The 19,861-nt window shown below is 55.7% G+C and carries 16 protein-coding genes and 3 tRNA genes; 11 read left to right on the top strand and 8 right to left on the bottom strand.

Annotation, left to right across the window (positions count from 1 at the left end):
* Window positions 1-4: 4 nt before the first annotated feature.
* From aaeB to ACR8BN_RS02625, 3 genes are all read left to right on the top strand, one after another.
* The gene (gene aaeB, locus ACR8BN_RS02615) at window positions 5-1,957 is read left to right on the top strand and encodes a p-hydroxybenzoic acid efflux pump subunit AaeB (protein WP_434747300.1); all 1,953 of its coding nucleotides are present in this window, start codon (window positions 5-7) and stop codon (window positions 1,955-1,957) included.
* A 113-nt stretch (window positions 1,958-2,070) separates the two neighbouring features.
* Window positions 2,071-3,522 carry an NAD-dependent succinate-semialdehyde dehydrogenase gene (locus ACR8BN_RS02620; protein WP_064704065.1) on the top strand — a complete coding sequence of 484 codons (1,452 nt, stop codon included), beginning with the start codon at window positions 2,071-2,073 and terminating at the stop codon, window positions 3,520-3,522.
* Between the two features lie 56 nt (window positions 3,523-3,578).
* Window positions 3,579-3,848, top strand: a complete 270-nt coding sequence (locus ACR8BN_RS02625; protein WP_010256069.1) for a barstar family protein — start codon at window positions 3,579-3,581, stop codon at window positions 3,846-3,848.
* Between the two features lie 65 nt (window positions 3,849-3,913).
* On the opposite strand, the gene yhcN (ACR8BN_RS02630) is transcribed toward ACR8BN_RS02625, so the two are convergent.
* The 4 genes from yhcN (ACR8BN_RS02630) to argR all read right to left on the bottom strand — a co-directional run bounded on the left by yhcN (ACR8BN_RS02630) (window position 3,914) and on the right by argR (window position 5,833).
* The gene (gene yhcN, locus ACR8BN_RS02630) at window positions 3,914-4,177 is read right to left on the bottom strand and encodes a peroxide/acid stress response protein YhcN (protein ID WP_010256072.1); all 264 of its coding nucleotides are present in this window, start codon (window positions 4,175-4,177) and stop codon (window positions 3,914-3,916) included.
* A gap of 93 nt (window positions 4,178-4,270) precedes the next feature.
* The gene (locus ACR8BN_RS02635) at window positions 4,271-4,537 is read right to left on the bottom strand and encodes a YdgH/BhsA/McbA-like domain containing protein (protein WP_031592724.1); all 267 of its coding nucleotides are present in this window, start codon (window positions 4,535-4,537) and stop codon (window positions 4,271-4,273) included.
* Window positions 4,538-4,625: 88 nt separating this feature from the next.
* Window positions 4,626-4,889 carry a peroxide/acid stress response protein YhcN gene (gene yhcN, locus ACR8BN_RS02640; protein WP_022623941.1) on the bottom strand — a complete coding sequence of 88 codons (264 nt, stop codon included), beginning with the start codon at window positions 4,887-4,889 and terminating at the stop codon, window positions 4,626-4,628.
* Between the two features lie 473 nt (window positions 4,890-5,362).
* Window positions 5,363-5,833 (bottom strand): transcriptional regulator ArgR, encoded by a 471-nt coding sequence (gene argR / locus ACR8BN_RS02645; protein WP_010256080.1) that lies wholly within the window; start codon window positions 5,831-5,833, stop codon window positions 5,363-5,365.
* Between the two features lie 428 nt (window positions 5,834-6,261).
* On the opposite strand from argR, the gene mdh reads away from it, so the two are divergent.
* Complete coding sequence (mdh, locus tag ACR8BN_RS02650) at window positions 6,262-7,200, top strand: malate dehydrogenase (protein WP_159227026.1); 939 nt, start codon at window positions 6,262-6,264, stop codon at window positions 7,198-7,200.
* A gap of 941 nt (window positions 7,201-8,141) precedes the next feature.
* Here mdh and mscM read toward each other — a convergent pair.
* The 3 genes from mscM to rsgA all read right to left on the bottom strand — a co-directional run bounded on the left by mscM (window position 8,142) and on the right by rsgA (window position 13,606).
* A complete protein-coding gene (mscM, locus tag ACR8BN_RS02655) occupies window positions 8,142-11,471 on the bottom strand; it encodes a miniconductance mechanosensitive channel MscM (RefSeq protein WP_434747301.1) in 3,330 nt (1,109 codons plus the stop codon).
* 14 nt (window positions 11,472-11,485) lie between these two features.
* Window positions 11,486-12,385, bottom strand: coding sequence for an archaetidylserine decarboxylase (gene asd, locus ACR8BN_RS02660; protein ID WP_031592726.1), 900 nt, complete (start codon window positions 12,383-12,385; stop codon window positions 11,486-11,488).
* Between the two features lie 171 nt (window positions 12,386-12,556).
* Entirely contained in the window at window positions 12,557-13,606 is a 1,050-nt protein-coding gene (gene rsgA, locus ACR8BN_RS02665) for a small ribosomal subunit biogenesis GTPase RsgA (RefSeq protein ID WP_031592727.1), read from the bottom strand.
* Window positions 13,607-13,707: 101 nt separating this feature from the next.
* Here rsgA and orn point away from each other — a divergent pair, with 101 nt between their 5' ends.
* The 4 genes from orn to ACR8BN_RS02685 all read left to right on the top strand — a co-directional run bounded on the left by orn (window position 13,708) and on the right by ACR8BN_RS02685 (window position 14,691).
* The gene (orn, locus tag ACR8BN_RS02670; RefSeq protein ID WP_031592728.1) at window positions 13,708-14,256 is read left to right on the top strand and encodes an oligoribonuclease; all 549 of its coding nucleotides are present in this window, start codon (window positions 13,708-13,710) and stop codon (window positions 14,254-14,256) included.
* Between the two features lie 154 nt (window positions 14,257-14,410).
* Window positions 14,411-14,486, top strand: a tRNA-Gly gene (locus ACR8BN_RS02675).
* A 28-nt stretch (window positions 14,487-14,514) separates the two neighbouring features.
* Window positions 14,515-14,590: transfer RNA gene (locus ACR8BN_RS02680), tRNA-Gly, on the top strand.
* Between the two features lie 25 nt (window positions 14,591-14,615).
* Window positions 14,616-14,691, top strand: a tRNA-Gly gene (locus ACR8BN_RS02685).
* A gap of 350 nt (window positions 14,692-15,041) precedes the next feature.
* On the opposite strand, the gene queG is transcribed toward ACR8BN_RS02685, so the two are convergent.
* The gene (gene queG, locus ACR8BN_RS02690; protein WP_031592730.1) at window positions 15,042-16,181 is read right to left on the bottom strand and encodes a tRNA epoxyqueuosine(34) reductase QueG; all 1,140 of its coding nucleotides are present in this window, start codon (window positions 16,179-16,181) and stop codon (window positions 15,042-15,044) included.
* Here queG and nnr point away from each other — a divergent pair.
* From nnr to amiB, 3 genes are read left to right on the top strand one after another with little or no spacing between them, the layout of a single operon-like run.
* On the top strand, window positions 16,180-17,700 hold the full coding sequence (nnr, locus tag ACR8BN_RS02695) for a bifunctional ADP-dependent NAD(P)H-hydrate dehydratase/NAD(P)H-hydrate epimerase (protein ID WP_307745968.1): 1,521 nt from the start codon (window positions 16,180-16,182) through the stop codon (window positions 17,698-17,700). The two genes, queG and nnr, sit on opposite strands and share 2 nt — an antisense overlap.
* Window positions 17,697-18,173 carry a tRNA (adenosine(37)-N6)-threonylcarbamoyltransferase complex ATPase subunit type 1 TsaE gene (tsaE, locus tag ACR8BN_RS02700; RefSeq protein WP_031592733.1) on the top strand — a complete coding sequence of 159 codons (477 nt, stop codon included), beginning with the start codon at window positions 17,697-17,699 and terminating at the stop codon, window positions 18,171-18,173. The genes nnr and tsaE overlap by 4 nt, the downstream gene beginning before the upstream one ends.
* On the top strand, window positions 18,170-19,840 hold the full coding sequence (gene amiB / locus ACR8BN_RS02705; RefSeq protein ID WP_031592735.1) for an N-acetylmuramoyl-L-alanine amidase AmiB: 1,671 nt from the start codon (window positions 18,170-18,172) through the stop codon (window positions 19,838-19,840). Before tsaE ends, amiB begins: the two co-directional genes overlap by 4 nt.
* The last annotated feature ends 21 nt before the right edge of the window (window positions 19,841-19,861 follow it).

The raw sequence follows: 19,861 nt of genomic DNA on the forward strand, positions 1-19,861 counted from the left end.
CGATATGATCGAGTTCCTGCGGTTCCCGGTAAAGCTCACCTTTGCGCTGGTATTAGCGCTGATGGTGGGTTTTCACTTTAACCTCGAAACGCCGCGCTGGGCGGTGATGACCGCCGGTATCGTGGCTGGCGGTACCGCGTTTGCGGCCGGGGGTGATCCCTATTCAGGGGCGCTACGCTATCGCGGCGTTTTGCGTATTATCGGGACATTTATTGGCTGTATCGCCGCGCTGACCATCATGATCGCCACTGTGCGTGCGCCGGTCGTGATGCTGCTGCTGTGCTGCATCTGGGCGGGACTCTGCGTCTGGCTCTCTTCGCTGATCAAGGTAGAAAACTCTTACGCGCTCGGACTGGCGGGCTACACCGCGCTGATTATTGTGGTGACGGCTAACGCCAGCGGCGGTCTGACGCTGGTGCCACAATATGCGGTAGAGCGCTGCAGTGAAATCGTACTCGGCATTCTGTGTGCCATTCTGGCCGACATGATTTTCTCACCCCGTTCGATTAAAAAAGTGATCGACGCTGAGGTCGATTCGCTGCTGGTGGCACACTATAACCTGCTGCAACTCTGCATCGCACACGGTGATAAAGAAGAGGTCGATAAAGCCTGGAGCGCGCTGGTAAGGCGCACCACGGCGCTGAACAGCATGCGCAGCCAGCTGATGATGGAGTCCTCACGCTGGAAGAACAGCAATCGCCGTTTGCAGATGCTCAATACGCTGTCACTGACGCTGATTACACAGGCAGCCGAAACCTTTCTGATCCAGAATTCCCGTCCTGATTACATCCCGCCCCAGTATCGCCTGATGGTCGAAAAACCAGCCTCGACCGTTGAAGAGGTGCATAAGCGGATGAAAGTAATGCGGCGGGTGATTGGTGCCAGCGGCAAATCAACGCCGGTCACGCTGGCCAGTTGGGTAGGCACTGCTACCGAATATCTGCTGCTGCTGAAAGGGATCAAAAGTAATAGCCGGATCACCTCGCTGGAAGAGGAGATTCTGCAGCGCGAGGTGGTGATCCAGGCGCGTTCCGCTGAAACGCATCATGCGATGATCAACGGTATCCGTACCTTTGTGGCGACCGCACTGGGTTCGCTGTTCTGGCTCTATACCGGCTGGACCTCTGGCAGTGGCTGCATGGTCATGCTGGCTGTCATCACCGCACTGGCGATGCGTATGCCCAACCCGCTGATGATGGCAAAGGACTTTCTCTACGGCATGACGGTTGCGGTTCCGCTGGGGGCGCTCTACTTTATGTATGTTCTTCCGGCGACGCAGCAGAGTGCGCTGCTGCTCTGCATCGCCATCGGCCTGCTCGGTTTTATCGGTGGTATCTTCATTCAGCGGCGTCAGCTCGGCACGCTGGGGGCCTTGATTGGCACCCTTAACGTTCTGGTGCTGGATAATCCGATGGAATTCCACATTAACGTCTTTCTCGATAACGTTCTGGGCCAGGTCATCGGCTGCTTCGTGGCGATGATGGTGATCCTGCTGATTCGTGATAAATCAAAAGCGCGCACCGGCCGCAAACTACTGAACCGCTTTATGTATGCGGCTGTCTCTGCCATGACGACCAATCAGGCGCGCCGGCGTGAAAACCATCTGCCAGCGCTCTATCAGCAACTGTTTCTGCTGCTCAACCTGTTTCCGGGCGATATCAACAAATATCGCATCGCCCTGACGCTGATCATCGGTCATCAGCGGTTACGCGACGCAGAAGTGCCGGTGAATGCCGATCTCTCTGCTTATCACCGGCAGTTGCGTTACACCGCTGATCGGGTGATCTCCGCCAGCAGCGATGACAAGCGGCGTTACTATTTTGAACGTCTGCTGAAAGAGCTGGATGTCTATCAGGAAAAACTGGCCCACTACGAGGCACCCGCCAGCGTAACGGAACCGGTAAAACGACTGGCTATGATGCTGGATAAGTACCAGAACACGCTCATCCAAATCTGAATCTGGCCGCTGTGACCTGCAGCGGCCTGCGCAATCCCCACCCATCACAAAATCTGTCGCTTTTGCCAACTATACTCTCCAGACGGAAGAGCAAAACTGACAGGAGCGAATCAATGAAATCACTGCAAGAGAGCGAACTGTTCCGGACCGGCTATTTAGCGGACGGTCAGTGGCATCAGGCTACCTCTACCTTTGACGTGACCAATCCGGCGACCGGTGAGGTGATTGCACAGGTGGCAAAAGCAGGTAAAGCTGAAACGGAACAGGCTATCGCCGCAGCGGAGCGCGCATTTCCCGCCTGGCGGGCGCAGACTGCAAAAGCGCGCGCTGAAATTCTCACTCGCTGGTACCAGCTTATCATTGAGAACAAACGCTGGCTGGGACAGCTGATGACGACCGAACAGGGCAAGCCCCTGAAAGAGGCGGAAGGGGAAGTTGAATACGCCGCCAGTTTTATTCAGTGGTTCGCAGAGCAGGCGAAGCGGACCAATGGTGAGATCATCCCGCCAGCTAAACCCGGCTCCCGTATTCTGGCAACCCGCGAACCGATTGGCGTTGTGGCTGCCATTACGCCGTGGAATTTCCCGATGGCGATGCTGACCCGCAAACTGGGGCCAGCTCTGGCTGCCGGCTGCACCGGCATTATTAAACCCGCCAATAACACACCACTCTCCGCCTTTGCCCTGCTGGCGCTGGCGAAGGAGGCAGGCGTGCCTGATGGTGTACTGAATGCGGTAGCCGGTGATACCCATGCCATCAGCGATGCCATCATGGCCAGCAAAGCGGTGCGTAAAATCTCGTTCACCGGCTCCACCCAGGTGGGCAAGCTGCTGATGCGCAATGCTGCCGAAACCATGAAAAAAGTATCGATGGAGCTGGGGGGGAATGCCCCTTATATCGTGTTTGACGATGCCGACATTGATGCCGCCGTGCAGGGCGCTATTGCCAACAAATTCCGTAATGCGGGTCAGGTGTGCGTCAGCGTAAACCGCTTCTACATTCACAATGCTATCTATGATCGTTTTACTCAGCAGCTGGCTGCCGAAGTGAACAAGCTGAAGGTGGGCAACGGCATGGAAGAGGGCGTGATTGTCGGGCCATTGATTGAGGCATCGGCGGTGGAAAAGGTTGAGCAGCACGTCAATGATGCGGTAGCAAAAGGTGGTAAATTACTGGCGGGTGGCGAGCGACATGCGCTGGGCGGCAACTTCTGGCAGCCCACTGTGATTACTGAGGCGCACGAAGGGATGCAGCTCGCGCAGGAGGAGACCTTTGGTCCGGTGGCTGCCTGCTTCCGCTTTGATGATGAAGATGACGTCATCCGCCGCGCTAACGATACGCCGTTCGGCCTTGCCGCATACTTTTACACCCAGAATCTGCAGCGGGTGTTCCGTGTTTCAGCCGCGCTGGAAAGCGGCATGATTGGCATTAATGAATGTGCCGTATCAACCGAGCTGGCGCCGTTTGGTGGTGTAAAAGAGTCGGGGCTGGGCCGCGAAGGTTCGGTTCTTGGCATGGAAGAGTATCTGGAGGTCAAAGCGCTGCACCTGGGCGGTTTGAGCTAGCGGACAGTAACGGGCGGCGAAGGGTCGCCCGCAGACGGAGCATGGGAGCCGTCAGCATGAAAATCGAGCGTTTTGATTTTAATGAAATTGTCGATCAGGCCCATTTCTTCCGCCAGTTCAGCGAGCGATTTGCGCTGGAGGAGCGCCGCATCTGCGATCTGGATGGATTATGGGATGTGGTGACGGGCGATCTGTTACCGCTGCCGCTGGAGATTGAGTTTGTTAATCTGGGCAGGGGACAGCGACGTCGTTATGGCGCGCTGATTCTGTTATTTGATGAAGCGGAAGAGGAGCTGGAAGGTCAGCTTCATTTTAACGTCAGATAAAACGTCAGATGAAAAAAGGCCCCGGCGAGCGGGGCCAAAGGGTTCGTCATACATCTGACGAGGAATTACTTATAAAGCTGTGCGGTGATGTGATAGTTATCGCCGGTGCGCGCCTCAATAACTTTATAGGCACTGGCACCCTGTTCATCCGCTTTCTGAGAAAGCTCAGCGCGGTAATCCATTGGCGATCCCGCGGTTCCACTGATGGTCACGGTGCCCGCAGGCTGCAGGTTCTGCGTCTGATCGCCGGTGACCAGCTGTGCGGCTGATGCACCGAACGCCATAACGGAAAGCAGACTGACTGTAGCGATGGTTGTTTTAATATTCATGATTATCTCCTCAATACATTCAACAACCTGCGGTTACTCGTAAAGGCGGGTCGTCGATATCTTCTGACGCCCTTCAGGCGTCATCACGGTTAATTATTTATAAAGCTCAGCGGTAACGTGCCAGGTGTTATCCTGGTTGTTTTCGATGATGCGATAGTGGCTCGCGCCCTGGGCATCCGCTTTCTCTGACAGCACCTGACGGATATGCGTCTGGTCGCCATTTCGTCCACCAATGCTGATGGTCTGATTCATTGGCTGCAGACCCTGTGCCTGTTCGCTGGACACCAGGCTGGCGGCGTTAGCACCCACTGAGAACAGGGATGCCAGACTCAGTGCAGCGATAGCTAATTTCATTTTCATGGTCAACTCTCCTGAAATTTATGCTTCAGCTCTCCGGAGCGCAAAAGGGCGCGTCAGACAGAGAGCAGATGGAATTATCGGTTACGCCTTAGTTATACAGTGCGGCGGTAGCGTGATAGTTGCCGTTGTTGTATGCCTCAATCACGCGATAGGCTTTTGCGCCCTGCTGATCGGCTTTGTCGCTGAGTTTCTGTTTGATATCCATCGGTGAACCCGCCACGCCGCTGACACTGATGGTGCCGACAGCCTGCAGATTCTGTGCCTGTGACGCATCAATAGATTCTGCTGCCACAGCACCAAATGATAGGGCTGAGAGAATACTCAGGGTAGCAATAGTAGTTTTTACGTTCATAGATTTTTCCTCGTCGTCTATTTTTATCTTTTTATTTAGTGTGATTTGCATCACGAAAAGAAGTATAGAATTAATAACGGAAGAAATTAATACCCCGCTAATAATGTTTTTTTGTGATTCTTTATCCTTATGGCTACTTTTAATAACTTAACGTTATAAAAAAAGGATAAAAAGTAACCTTTAAGCCACTTTTAATTGCAAAAACAGTGAGATAGATCACTTTAACTTTTAGTGCGAAAGTGGAGGTGTATCGGGCTGGAGTTTGATCTGGATCCGGGCAATGGTGCCGGTTCAGTGATGTAAAGCAGTGTAAAATAGCGCAGAAAGTGAAGCAGAGTTATCGATCTGACCAACAGCCGGACGTGTTAAAGCAGGCTTATTACTTATCCAGAGCGGGTAATTGTTGTGAAAAGGGGTGAGCAGAGAGAACGAACTGACGATCTGGCGCATGATGGCCGGTCGTCAGTCCGCGATCAGAGTTCCTGTTCAAACAGGGTGAGGATGGCACCGTGCAGCTGCTTAACGGTGAAGTCGCGCGCGCGGGTGATAAAGATTGTGTCATCACCCGCGATGGTACCCAGAATCCCGTGCGACTTACCCAGTGAATCCAGCATACGTGCAATCAGCTGTGCTGCGCCGGGACTGGTATGAATCACCACCAGGGCATCGTTGTAGTCGATATCCAGTACCAGGTTTTTTAACGGGCTGGTGGTGGTCGGTACACCCAACTCAGCGGGCAGGCAATAGACCATCTCCATCCTGGCATTCCGGGTGCGCACTGCGCCAAACTTGGTCAGCATCCGCGAGACTTTGGACTGATTGATATTTTCAAAGCCCTCATCCTGAAGCGCCTGAACAATTTCGCCCTGGGAACTGAATTTTTCTTCTTTTAATAAGGCTTTGAAAGCCTTAACCAGATCGTCTTGTTTCGATGGGTTTCGCATAGGTTACCAATAAATAGAGAAAATAACCGCGCATCCGCCCGCGGCAGAGTGGTGATTATGCATTTATATGCATTTTTATGCAATCGTTCGATTGATGAGCAGCGTCCGGGCGGCTAGCGGGCGGCGATAATAGCAAATAAATCCGCTCAGACCAAAACACGCGTCACAGCCCCGGAAGGCGAAGGTTGCAAAGTTGTTATATTATTGGTGGTGTAGTAACAGAAAACGCACGTAGCCGTTCTCTGTCTGACGACGGCAAAGTTGTCGGTCATTCAGGTGCAATGATAAGTAACTTTTGAATCCGGAGATTAAGTGTGAAAACACGTAGAATTAACAACGGATATTTATCATCGCCTGAGCAGTTGATTAAGGTCTGACACAGATAGAATTTCGGCCCATCTCTGCCCCACCTTAATAAGGAGTTAAGAATGAAAGTTGCCGTTCTCGGTGCCGCTGGCGGCATAGGCCAGGCGCTCGCACTTCTGCTCAAAACCCAGCTTCCCGCAGGTTCAGAACTCTCACTGTATGACATCGCGCCGGTTACGCCGGGTGTTGCCGTTGATCTCAGCCATATTCCTACCGCAGTGGCTATTCAGGGATTCAGTGGAGAAGACGCCACGCCTGCTTTACAGGGTGCCGATGTGGTACTGATTTCCGCTGGTGTCGCACGTAAGCCCGGTATGGATCGCGCCGACCTGTTTAACGTTAACGCAGGTATCGTCCGTAACCTGATCGAACAGGTTGCCACAACGGCACCTAAAGCGTTGATTGGTGTCATCACCAATCCGGTCAATACCACCGTGGCCATTGCGGCAGAAGTGCTGAAAAAGCACGGTGTTTACGACAAAAATCGGCTGTTCGGCGTGACCACGCTGGATATCATTCGCGCCAATACTTTTGTGGCTGCATTGAAAGGCAAGCAGCCTGACCAGGTGGAAGTCCCGGTCATTGGTGGCCACTCCGGCGTAACCATTCTGCCGCTGCTGTCGCAGGTTAAAGGCGTCAGCTTCAGCGATCAGGAAGTGGCCGATCTGACCAAACGCATCCAGAATGCTGGCACCGAAGTGGTGGAAGCCAAAGCGGGTGGCGGCTCGGCCACGCTGTCGATGGGCCAGGCAGCCGCACGTTTCGGTTTGTCACTGGTACGCGCGCTGAAGGGTGAAGCTAATGTGGTGGAGTGTGCTTACGTAGAAGGCGAGGGTGAACATGCGCGCTTCTTCTCGCAGCCGCTGCTGCTGGGTAAAAACGGTGTGGCTGAACGCAGACCGATTGGTACCCTCAGCACTTACGAACAACAGGCGCTGTCAGGCATGCTGGATACGCTGAAGAAAGATATCGCCCAGGGCGAAGAGTTCGTTAAGCAGTAACTGACGGTTCAGACTTGCAATAACGCCCGGCTTTGCCGGGCGTTTTACTTGTTGGCAAATCCAGGCCCGTCTTGCTTTAAGATTGAGCCCGCGAAGGGAACACGGTCAGATCGGAAAGACGCAAAAGCTGTTATCCATGACGTGCTCGGCCCGCGCGATTACGCACCTCATCCCTGAGGTGCGCCCGTTGCCGGGCCAACGCTTTGCGCTGTTCAAAAACGCTCCCGGCGTTTTTGTCCGTGGCACGGGACGCTTCCTCCTCTGACCGTGTCCCTGCGCTTCAGGTTTATGCACCGCTGTAAGATTAAAACTGATCAGAGTGTGTCAGCAGAATGAAAATGCCCGGCTTAGCCGTAATGCCAGTCAGTTAAGCGACAGGTGATAACGCAGTCTGGTGCCGGGCAGGGGCTGGCGGTCCTCGCGCCGCTGCGCGGTTCCTTCACGTCATTCCTCTGCCTGACGGACCGCCGGGGATGGCACATCCTGTGCCGCCCCGCCTTTCGCCCGCGTCCTGCGGGCTCTCCTGGCAGACTCATTCTGTTCAGCGCTGCGGATTGCCTGCCCCTGCCCGGCACCGGCCTGCTCTGAAACTTCAGTGTGTATTGTTAAAAAGGGCACGAGAGTGGAGGCCTGAGCGCCTCTGCTGCTGAAAGGGCTATCCGCAGCGCTGAGGCGTGACGGTGGGCCAGAAGTCCACGCCGGGAAGCGTGGACAGGTCGGGGCCGGCCAGGGAGGGCCGATCCCCGAACGGTTCGCCGGCACGACGTCAAAGCCGAAGGTACCGCCTGAGCGGCGCGAGGACGGCCCGGCAGCAGCAGAGGTGCGCTGGCCCGCACTGCGGCTCGCACGCCCGGAAAAAAAGCTGCCACGTTTGAGCGTGACAGCCTTTACAAATCTAATCTTAACTGCCCAGCATTACCGGCTTAGCCGGGCGTTTTGCATTACAGGCCGCCAGATTTGTAGGCGCGGGCAGCGGGTGTGCCGTTGCTGGCAGGCAGCTTCTTGCCCAGGGTTTCCATACGCATCTGGAACGGCGGGAACGGCATCTCAATACCGTGCTGATCAAATCCGCTCAGAATCAACTGGTGCAACTCGTGACGCAGCGGCATACGGTGTCCCATCTCAGCGGCATGCACACGAAGTTCAAATAACTGAATTCCCTGCTGCAGATCGACCAGGAAGGCTTCCGGTTGCGGCGTGTCCAGGACATAGCTGCAGCGTTCAGCCGCCTGGATCAGAATGGTGGTCACCTGCTCACTGCTGACTTTCGCCGGAGCCGGAATGGTGAGCACCACGCGCGTCACGGAATCGGACAGCGACCAGTTAATAAACTGCTCGGTGATAAAGGCCTTGTTCGGCACGATGATCTCTTTGCGGTCCCAGTCGGTAATGGTGGTCGCGCGGGTATTAATCCGCGTGATACTGCCGGTCAGGTCGCGGATCGTCACGGTATCGCCAATACGAATCGGCTTTTCGAACAGGATTATCAGACCTGAGATAAAGTTGGCAAAAATCTCCTGCAAACCAAACCCCAGTCCCACACCCAGCGCGGCAACCAGCCACTGCAGCTTAGACCACTCAATACCAATCATTGAGAAACCAATCAGCCCGCCAATCAACAGCAGCAGATATTTGGTCAGTGTGGTGATGGCGTAACCCGTACCTGGCGTCAGATTAAGATGCTGCAACAGCGCCAGCTCAAGCAGCGCGGGCATATTGCGCACCAGCTGAGTGGTGATAATAAACACCAGAATGGCAATCAGCACCGACCCCAGACTGATGGGCTGAATCGACTCTACGCCCTGTACTGAGGTACTCACGTCCCACAGCGGAATATTCTCCAGGAAGCCAAAGGCCGAATGGATTTCTGACCACAGCACAATCACGGAGACCAGTGCGATAAGCATCAGGATAGAGCGTACCAGCCGCAGCGACTGCGCACTGATCGCATCCAGATCAATTACCGGCTCTTCAATTTCAATCGCATCAGTGTTCAGAGAGCCTTGCTCCTTCTCTTCTTCACTGCGCGCACGGTTAGCCAGCATATCGGCACGGCGCTGGCGGGCGCGATCAAAGCCAAGACGGCGACGCTGAATCAGCATCCAGCGCCGGATAATGTGATAGATAACCAGCAGCAGGAACCAGATGGCGACAGAGGTCTCCAGTCGCGCCAGCAGCGCCTGCGCGGTAGCCAGATAACCCACAGCGGAGGCGAGAGCCGCCATCAGCGGCATAGCGATCATCAGGTTCCACAGCATCCGGTTCACCATGTTCTCGCCATTTCCCTCTTTATCGAGATAGAGCGGAATCCCGGAACGCTTCAGGCTGACGGTGACAATGCTGATTGCCCCGCAGATCAGGATGAAACAGAGACGGCCCAGCGAGGAGGAGAACTGCCGATCTTCCAGATTACCAAAGGCGATCAGCAACATAATCAGCGGCACAATCAATCCGATGCTCAGCGAGTAGTAGCGCATGGCGCGCGCCACCCGGTTTTGCGGCCAGCGGAAATGCACAATGAACAGGCCGTTAGGACGGGCAAAGGCAGCGCTGATCATAAACGCCCACAGCAGTGGCAGCGTGGCGGTAATGCCATCACCAATCGCTACGGCGATAGGGTAGGGCCAGGCGTTCTGCAGGCCATAACCCAGCGCACCCCATAACACCGGTAGCGGCAACGCCACCAGGATCGACCAGAACAGGGTACGGATAGTCAGGCGGAAACGATCCTGAGTGACCTTGCCGACTTTGCTGGCGGAACGGTCAAGGAAAGCATTGAAGTGGCGGCGCGAACTGATGCTGAAGCCGACCAGCAGCAATGCCCCGATAATCGGCAGCACCGAGTTACGGCTGGTAAACATCATCGCCATCGCTTTGCCGAGCTGACCCAGCGTATCCAGCGACAGCAGACGGGAAAGATCTTTGGCCAGATCCAGCGGATAACTCAAACCAATCGGGTTAACGTCGGCGGTCCAGAAGAGATAGCGGTGCGTCGCCTCTTTGACTTCCGTCAGCGCATCCTGCAACTGCGTGTTGCCAACCTTGAGCTTGGTAATCTCCAGAATCAGCGTGTCACAGCCGGAGATCAGCGAATTGAGCAGTTCTCTCTGAGTGCGTAGCTGCGCATCAAGAATACGCTTCTGATCTGCGGTGAAGGGCTGACCATCGGCCTGCCGTCCCTTGCGCAGCGCCTCCTGGCGCTCCAGCAGATCTTCATAATTGAGACGCTGCACGCGAAGCTGTGCCATCTCATTATCAATCTGCTGCGACTTGGGCATCTCCGGCAGACGCGCGACCTGCGCCCGTAGCGCTTCGCCCAGCAGATTAGAGGCACCCAGCCACTGCGACTGTTCACGCAGGGTAGAGAGCGCCTGGCGGACCTGAATAATCTGGTTGGTGGCCAGTCGCTGCTGCGACGCCACCAGATCCATGCGCTGCGCCTGCTGATTCAGGGCAACCGAGAGTTCACGGTTAACCCGAAACTGATCGCTGATCTCTGGCGGAAGATCGCCACTGTTTTCCGCCAGTTGCTCGGTGCGGGCCAGCGCGACTTCGGCTTCACGTTGCCGCTGATCGTTGAGCTGGTTGCGCAGCGCCTGAAGATAGTTATCCAGCTGAGTCGCTTTACGCTGGTGGGCTTCAGCCCGCATCCGCGCCAGTTCCTGACGGTTGTTGGCAGAGAGCTGTGCCAGCTCAAGTTCATCGACCAGCGCTTTATTGGCGGCGCTTTCCGCCTGGCGAGCCGCCAGTTGCAGTTGCCCCTGTGGCGAACTGCTGCTGACGCTCTGCAAACGGCGTTCACTCTCCGTCATCGCCCGGCGTGCTTCAGTCTGCTGCTGCGGCAGTTGCGACAGCGAATCACTGATTTCCCGCGCCCGATCCTGCTCCTGCCGTGCCTGACGCCCCTCTTCCAGCAGCTGGCTGCTGACCTGCAGGATCTCCTGATCCAGCTCGGCGCTGCTCATGTTATTGCGCACGGTTTTCCCGCTGTCACTCAGCGCGGCGATCTGCTGACGCAGTTCGCGCGCCAGACGCGGAAAATCATCAATAACCTGCTGATATTGCGCCGCGCGCTCCAGCGATTCATCACGTTCAGAGAGAAAGTTTAAGGCAGCTTCAATCGTCTGGATCTGTTCAGCCTGCGAGGGTGAACTTTTGGCCGATTTTATCTCTTCCAGCTGCTGTTTGAGCTGGCTGGCGTCAGGAAGGCTGGCCGCGAAGGCCGGGCTGCTGAGCCACAGGCTCAGCAGCAGGAGGAGAATCGAACGCACAGAGGACACTCAATTTAATCGACAATGACGTCGGACATGTCTGTCGCGACCGGCAGCGCAATCGCCAGCGGTTGACCCAGACGGGTTTTGCTTTCTGCTTCCAGGCTTTCAGCCAGTTTGACGCGGCCAGGTGCGAACAGGTTGATGACGGTAGAGCCAAGCTTAAAGCGGCCCATTTCCTGGCCTTTCAACAGCACCACGGCGCCTTCATCATCCGCTGCCGGATAGTGCCAGCGCTTGATCACGCCTTCACGCGGTGGCGTGATGGTGCCAGCCCAGACGGTTTCGATGCTGCCGACAATGGTGGCACCCACCAGGATTTGCACCATCGGCCCGATATCGGTTTCGAAGTAGCAGATGACGCGCTCGTTACGGGCGAACAGGTTGGGAATATTACGCGCGGTCAGCGGGTTAACGGAGTAGAGGTCGCCAGGCACATAAATCATCTCACGCAGGATGCCGTTGCACGGCATATGGACGCGGTGATAATCACGAGGTGCCAGATAGGTGGTGACGAACTCGCCATCAACAAATTGGGCTGCCATGCGCTCATCACCCGCCAGCAGGGCGTCAATGGTGTAGTGATGACCTTTAGCCTGGAAAATCTGATCGCCTTCAATGTGGCCGAGCTGGCTGATAGCGCCATCCGCGGGCAGGGCGATGAGATTGGCATCGGCATCCACCGGACGCGCATCGTCTTTCAGCGGACGAACGAAAAAGTCATTAAAGGTACGATAGCTGGCGGTATCGGGCTTGCGCGCTTCCGCCATGTCGACTTTGTAAAACCAGACAAAGATGTCAATGACCAGTTTGGTCAACCAACCACCGCGGCGACTGGCGCCCCAACCGGCAAGTTCAGTCAGCCATTTCTTCGGGAGAATATGATTCAAGCCGAGTTTTAAACGATCAAACACCTTAGCCTCCTGGCTATTTTATGACGTTGTAAAAAAGGGGGCGGATTGTAGCAGCGCCCCGTTCAGATGGCGACTATACCCGATTTCCGGCACGCTGCACGGTCTGGACGCACGACTGGAATGCACCTCGCAAAATGCCCCGGCTTATCCGTTCAGACGCGGTTATACCGATTAACTTTCACCATCAGGGAAATTTTTACGCGTTTTTACCTGCGCCATGCTCTCCAGGATACGGTGGTAGTTATCAAAACGGGACCTGTTGATTTTGCCCTGTTCGACCGCTTCGCGGATGGCACAGCCGGGATCGCTGCCGTGTTTACAATCGCGGAATTTGCAATCGCCAAGGAATGCGCGGAATTCGACAAATCCGCGGGTAATTTGTTCCGGCTCAAGATGCCATAAACCGAACTCACGCACGCCGGGTGAATCGATCACATCGCCGCCATCCGGGAAGTGATAAAGACGTGATGCGGTGGTGGTGTGCTGGCCTAAGCCTGAGCCATCCGAAACCTCGTTAGTCAGAATAGCGACCTGCTCTTCTTTGTCGAAGCCGAGCAGGGCATTCAGCAGACTCGATTTGCCGACGCCAGACTGACCGGCAAAGATACTGATGCGGTCGGTCAGCGCCGCTTTCAGGTCGTCCAGGCCGTTTTTCGCCCGGCTGGAGACCATCACCACGCGATAGCCAATATTGCGATAGATATCCATCTGCTTATCGACAGACGCGCGCGCCTTGTCATCCAGCAGATCGGTTTTGTTCAGTACCAGCAACGGTTCAATGTCCAGCGTTTCGCTGGCAACCAGATAGCGGTCGATGATGTTTAACGACAGTTCAGGCAGGATCGCGGAGACGACGATGATCTGGTCGATATTCGCCGCCATCGGCTTCACGCCGTCGTAAAAATCGGGGCGGGTTAATACGCTGGTGCGCTCATGCACCGCTTCAACAATACCTTTGTTGCCGCTGGTTGCCGGACGCCACAGCACCCGGTCGCCGGTGACCAGCGAACGAATGGTTCGGCGGATATTGCAGCGGTGGGCGACGCCTGCGCTATCCTCAACATCAGCGTGCATGCCAAAACGGCTGACAACGACCCCATCTGCAGCTTCACCAAACAGGTTGTCATCCGCTTCCGGACGCTCTTTGCGCTGGTTGAGACGGCGATCGTGGTTAGCGCTTACGCGGCGTTGTTGGCCCTTCGACAGTTTATTTTTACTCACTCACCCTCACAGCGTTAGCCAGATTTCGCCCGGCTGGGCAAAACGTCTATGATACACCTTATTCATCGTAAATGACGACTACAGCAACCGCAGGAAACAGCATGCCTACTGGAAATGAACAGAATCTGATCTGGATTGATCTTGAGATGACCGGACTTGATCCGACGCACGATCGTATTATTGAAATTGCGACCCTGGTGACTGACGCCAACCTGAACATTCTGGCGGAAGGGCCGGTCATGGCCGTTCATCAGTCAGATGCGCAGCTGGCGCTGATGGATGAGTGGAATGTCCGCACCCACACCAACAGCGGTCTGGTTGCGCGGGTGAAGGAGAGTCAGATTGACGATCGCGCAGCAGAGCTGGCGACCATTGAGTTCCTGAAGCAGTGGGTTCCGGCGAACACCTCGCCTATCTGCGGCAACAGCATCGGGCAGGATCGTCGTTTCCTGTTTAAGTACATGCCTGAGCTGGAAGCGTACTTCCACTATCGTTATCTGGATGTCAGTACTCTGAAAGAGCTGGCTCGTCGCTGGAAACCCGATATCCTTCCTGGCTTCAAAAAAGGGGGGACGCACCAGGCTCTGGATGATATCCGCGAGTCCGTGGCGGAGCTGGCGTACTACCGCGAACACTTTTTGCAGCTTTAATCGGCGACGGGTGCGCATGAAATCACCAGGTTGCTGATTTAATCAGCAAACGCGCGGAAAGCGAAAATTTTTGCTTTCAGACGCTTGCAGCAGCAACGATTTCTCGTATAATGCGCACCCCGTACCGGTGAAGAATTTATTAACGGTACAAGGCGCGGGAATAGCTCAGTTGGTAGAGCACGACCTTGCCAAGGTCGGGGTCGCGAGTTCGAGTCTCGTTTCCCGCTCCAGTTTTAAAATGTAAGCAGTACCCTCTATGCGGGAATAGCTCAGTTGGTAGAGCACGACCTTGCCAAGGTCGGGGTCGCGAGTTCGAGTCTCGTTTCCCGCTCCAGTTTTATTTAGCAGTGCCCTTCTATGCGGGAATAGCTCAGTTGGTAGAGCACGACCTTGCCAAGGTCGGGGTCGCGAGTTCGAGTCTCGTTTCCCGCTCCAGATTTAACATCACCCTCATTTCAGTCCGTTATCCGACTGTTTTACGTCGCGTGATTGTGATTGTTTCATGAAGGTTATCCACAGCACTGCACCCTATCGTCTGCGCCTGTTACGGCGATCTGTAAATGGCTTTTGAACAGAGTTATCCACAGTCTCACAGGTTAACCGAAGCGATAGCCTCATTATTAAATAAACACAACTTTTATATAAGTGGTTGATATTTATCATTATGAAAATATTTCAATTTGTTATTTAACAGCAAAATCAGCGTTGTTGCAGTTGAATGACAACAGCTTTTTATTTTTATTCACAGCATGTGGAAAACGATAATTCGCGATCAGGCTGTTCAATCACGCATCACGCGGTAAACCCTTCTCTACTGCACGAACCAGGCGCTTCTGCTGGGCCGGTTGCACTTCAACCACGAGTTGCTCTCGTTTCTGCTGCTGCTGCGTGATTGCCCACAGAATATGTTCATCCAGCAGGTCACTTTCACCGAGTCGTTGTTCCAGTACCTGAACGATTTCGGGCGACCAGGGCGCGTTACCCAACGCCACTGCAATATTACGCAGCCAGCGTAAATGACCAATGCGGCGAATCGCTGAGCCTTCAGTGATGCGTAAAAACTTCGCTTCATCCCATTGAAACAGATCGATCAGCTCAGGGGCATGTAGCGCCGCTCGCGGTGAAAAGTCGCTTTCGTCACTGAGTTGTCCATAGCGATTCCACGGACAGATCAGCTGGCAGTCATCACAGCCATATATCCGGTTGCCCATCAGCGGGCGAAACTCTTCCGGGATCGCGCCTTCCAGCTCAATGGTGAGATAGGAAATACAGCGCCTGGCATCCACGACGTAGGGCTCAACGATCGCGCTGGTGGGGCAGATAGTCATGCAGGCGACACAGCGGCCACACTGCTCCTGCTGCGGTGTGTCTACCGGCAGCGGAATATCGATCAGCAGTTCGCCGAGGAAAAACCACGAGCCAGCTTCCCGATTCAGTATCAGCGAATGTTTGCCGGTCCAGCCGAGTCCCGCTTTGGCCGCGAGCGGCCGCTCAAGCAGCGGGGCCGAATCCACAAACGGGCGAAAATTAAGCTCGCCACACTGCTGCTGGATCATTTCTCCGAGCTTTTTCAGTCGATTGCGCAATACTTTGTGGTAATCACGACCTAATGCATAACGGCTGACATAGCCCAGCTGGGGATTTTTCAACGTGCTGGCAAAGGCGGCTTTGGCCGGAAGGTAGTTCATGCGAACGCTGATAACGCGCAGTGTGCCGGGCAGCAGTTCATGAGGACGCGCCCGCATCATGCCGTGTCGCGCCATCCACTCCATCTCGCCATGATACTGCTTATCCAGCCACGCCTGCAGGCGCGGCTCTTCCGCACTGAGATCGGTATCGGTGATGCCGACCTGCTGAAAGCCGAGATCCAATCCCCACTGTTTAATCTGTTGTGCGAATTGATGAAGATCGAGAGGGTATGACATGAGTAACCAGGATTCGAAGAAAAACAGCCGCAGTTTACCATATTCTGTCTGGCCTGCGCAGGCTGTGGCCCAGCTTGAGCAACAAGGGGCCGATGCGCTCGGCATTACGCTTTATGAGCTGATGCTGCGTGCCGGACAGGCCGCTTACGAGCATCTGACGGCGCACTGGCCAGAGGCCAGCCACTGGCTGATTCTGTGTGGTCACGGCAATAACGGTGGCGATGGTTATGTGCTGGCGCGACTGGGACAGGCGGCGGGCAAAACCGTTACGCTGCTGGTGTGCGAAAGTGAAAAAGCGTTGCCGGAAGAGGCGCAGCGTGCACGTGACGCGTGGCTGGATGCGGGCGGTGAAATTCATGCGGCCGATGCGGCCTGGCCAGAGCAGATCGATGTGATTGTGGATGCGCTGCTGGGAACCGGCAGTAATCGTGCGCCCGAAGAACCCTATGCCACGCTGATCCAGCGGGCGAACGCCCATGCGGCGCCGAAACTTGCCATTGATATGCCTTCCGGCTTATCAGCCGGCAATGGCACTGCGCCCGGCGAAGTAATTAATGCCAGCCATACGCTGAGTGTGGTCGCTCTTAAACCGGGCCAGATCACTGGCAAAGCGCGAGATTACATTGGAGAGCTTTACTATGCCGATCTCGGCCTGGCCGCTTTTCTGGCGGGCGAAGGGGCTCCTATCGCGCGTTATGATGCCAGCGCATTAACCCGCTGGCTCAAGCCGCGCAAACCAACCTCGCACAAGGGCAGTCACGGCCGGCTGTTGGTAGTGGGCGGCGATGCTGGTACTGCTGGCGCGGTGCGGATGACGGCAGAAGCGGCGTTGCGCAGCGGTAGTGGGTTAGTGCGAGTACTTACTCACAAAGATAATATTATTCCAATCCTGACCGCCCGGCCCGAAATTATGGTCGATGAACTGACCGATGAGCGCCTGACGGAGGCGCTGGAGTGGGCCGATGTCATTGCGGTAGGGCCCGGTCTGGGTCAGCGCGAATGGGGAAAGCGGGCGCTGAAGCAGGTCGCGGGCAGTGAAAAGCCGATGCTTTGGGACGCGGATGCACTTAACCTGCTGGCAATCAGTGCGGAGAAACGTCAGAATCGCATTATTACGCCGCATCCTGGTGAAGCGGCGCGTTTGCTGAATACCGAGACCAGTGAAATTGAGAGTGACCGCTTACATGCAGCGCAGACATTGGCGCAGCGTTATGGCGGCGTAGTGGTACTGAAAGGTGCCGGTACGCTGATTGCCAGCGAGCAGGGTGAAATGGCCTTTGCTGACGTGGGCAATGCCGGAATGGCCTCCGGCGGTATGGGCGATCTCCTGAGTGGAATCATCGCCTCGCTGGTGGGCCAGAAACTGACGCTGTTTGATGCGGCCTGCGCCGGTTGCGTTGCACATGGTGCCGCGGCCGATGCGGTCGCTGCGCAACGTGGTACGCGCGGTATGCTGGCAACTGATTTACTGGATCTGCTGTGGCAGTTTGTTAATCCTGAGATGAATAAAGAAGCATGAAGACCTGTGTTATCTCTTTGCCCGATGAGGCGGCTACGCTCAGTTTGGGCGCTCAGCTGGCGCGCGCCTGTGGCAGCGCGGCAGTGATTTATCTCTATGGCGATCTGGGGGCGGGTAAAACCACCTTCAGCCGCGGCTTTCTGCAGGCGCTGGGCCATCAGGGCAACGTCAAAAGCCCCACTTACACGCTGGTTGAGCCTTACACGCTGGACGACCGCACACTTTATCACTTCGACCTCTATCGTCTTGCCGATCCCGAAGAGCTTGAATTCATGGGCATCCGCGACTATTTCAGCGGCGATGCTATCTGCCTGGTCGAATGGCCGCAGCAGGGCGCCGGTTTTCTGCCGCCGCCCGATCTCACACTAACGCTGCGTTACGTGGGTGACGCGCGTGAAGCGGAACTGACCGCACAATCCTCGTCGGGCCAGCAATGGCTTGAACAATTTGGTCAGGGCAGGGATCAGGCATGATGTCACGGATGAAAATAGCGCTGGTGACACTGTTGCTGCTGGTCTCTACACCCCTGTTTGCCGCCACCCTGTCAGACATCAAAGTCGCCAATGGCGACAGCCAGGCAACCATCACCCTGAATTTTGCCGGACAGCCTGTCTATGGCTTCTTCCCGCTGCGCAATCCTGACCGTGTGGTGCTTGATGTGCGCCAGAGCGGCGTGGTTCAGGGCCTGCCGTTAAATTTCAGCGGCGAAAACATCGTAAAGCGAATTCGCACCAGCACCCCTAAAGATAAACAGAGCGTGCGACTGGTGTTTGAGCTGACGCAGGCGGGTAAAACCCGGGCGGTCACCCAGCGCAATGGCAACAGCTACAGCGTGGTCTTCACCATTACCGGTAAGCCGCCTGCTGTTAAGCGCAGTTTGCCTGCGCCGGTAACGGCCCCGACGCGCGTGCCCACCCAGAGTGCCGCAGCGGCTAACCCCTTTAATTCGAATCCGGTGACGTCCGTGACCAGCACAGCCAGCACCGTGAGTCCTGGCCGGGCCGTCAGCCAGAATGATACCGTGATTGTGGCGATTGATGCCGGACATGGCGGTCAGGATCCCGGCGCTATCGGGCAGCGCGGACTGAAAGAGAAGAACGTCACGATCGCGATTGCACGTAAACTGCGGGTGTTGCTGAATAACGATCCGATGTTCAAAGGCGTCCTGACGCGTGATGGCGACTATTTTATCTCGGTTATGGGCCGCTCCGACGTGGCGCGTAAAGCCAACGCCAATGTGCTGGTATCAATTCATGCTGACGCCGCGCCGAGCCATGCGGCGACCGGTGCATCGGTCTGGGTATTATCAAACCGCCGGGCCAATAACGAGATGGCTAACTGGCTGGAGCAGAAAGAGAAACAGTCTGAGCTGCTGGGCGGCGCAGGTGACCTGCTGGCTAACAGTCAGGCCGACCCCTACCTCAGCCAGGCGGTACTTGACCTGCAATTCGGTCACTCGCAGCGGGTCGGTTATGACATTGCCCAGAAAGTGTTGCAGCAGATGCGCAGCGTGACGTCGCTGCATAAACGTCTGCCTGAGCATGCTAGTCTTGGCGTGCTGCGTTCACCCGATATTCCTTCTTTGCTGGTGGAAACCGGCTTTATCAGTAATTCCTCGGAGGAGCGACTGCTTGGCAGTAGCGCACACCAGGATAAGATTGCGCAGTCGATCTATAAAGGTCTGCGCACTTATTTCCTGGCGCACCCGCTGCAATCCATCCCAAAGGAGGAAAACCGGCCGCTGGGCTCGTCGCCAGCGGTTAACGTCGCCAGCAACCCGGCGACCGGGGTGACGCAATATACCGGCGTAACTCAGCGCCATACGGTAACGCGCGGTGAGACACTTTCCGGGATTGCCGCGAAGTATGGCGTCAGCATGTCGACCCTGCGTGAAATGAACACCCTGAAGCGGGATGTGGTATGGGTTGGACAGCGATTGAAAGTGCCGGCCAGTGCGGCCGCCAGCCGCACCACGCGCGCCACGCCACGCGGCGTTGTACGTCATAAAGTGGTCGTGGGCGATTCACTGACCGGCATTGCCGCACATTATGGCGTCAGCCCGAAAGCGATAATGCAGACCAATAATCTGAAATCGACCAACGTCATGTTGGGGCAGAACCTGAAAATCCCTGCATCCTGATTGTTTGCCCGGCCGCTGCGC

Origin of the sequence: Pantoea sp. Lu_F5_004, from assembly GCF_051136245.1 — a bacterium.
In the GTDB taxonomy this organism is placed as follows: domain Bacteria; phylum Pseudomonadota; class Gammaproteobacteria; order Enterobacterales; family Enterobacteriaceae; genus Pantoea; species Pantoea agglomerans.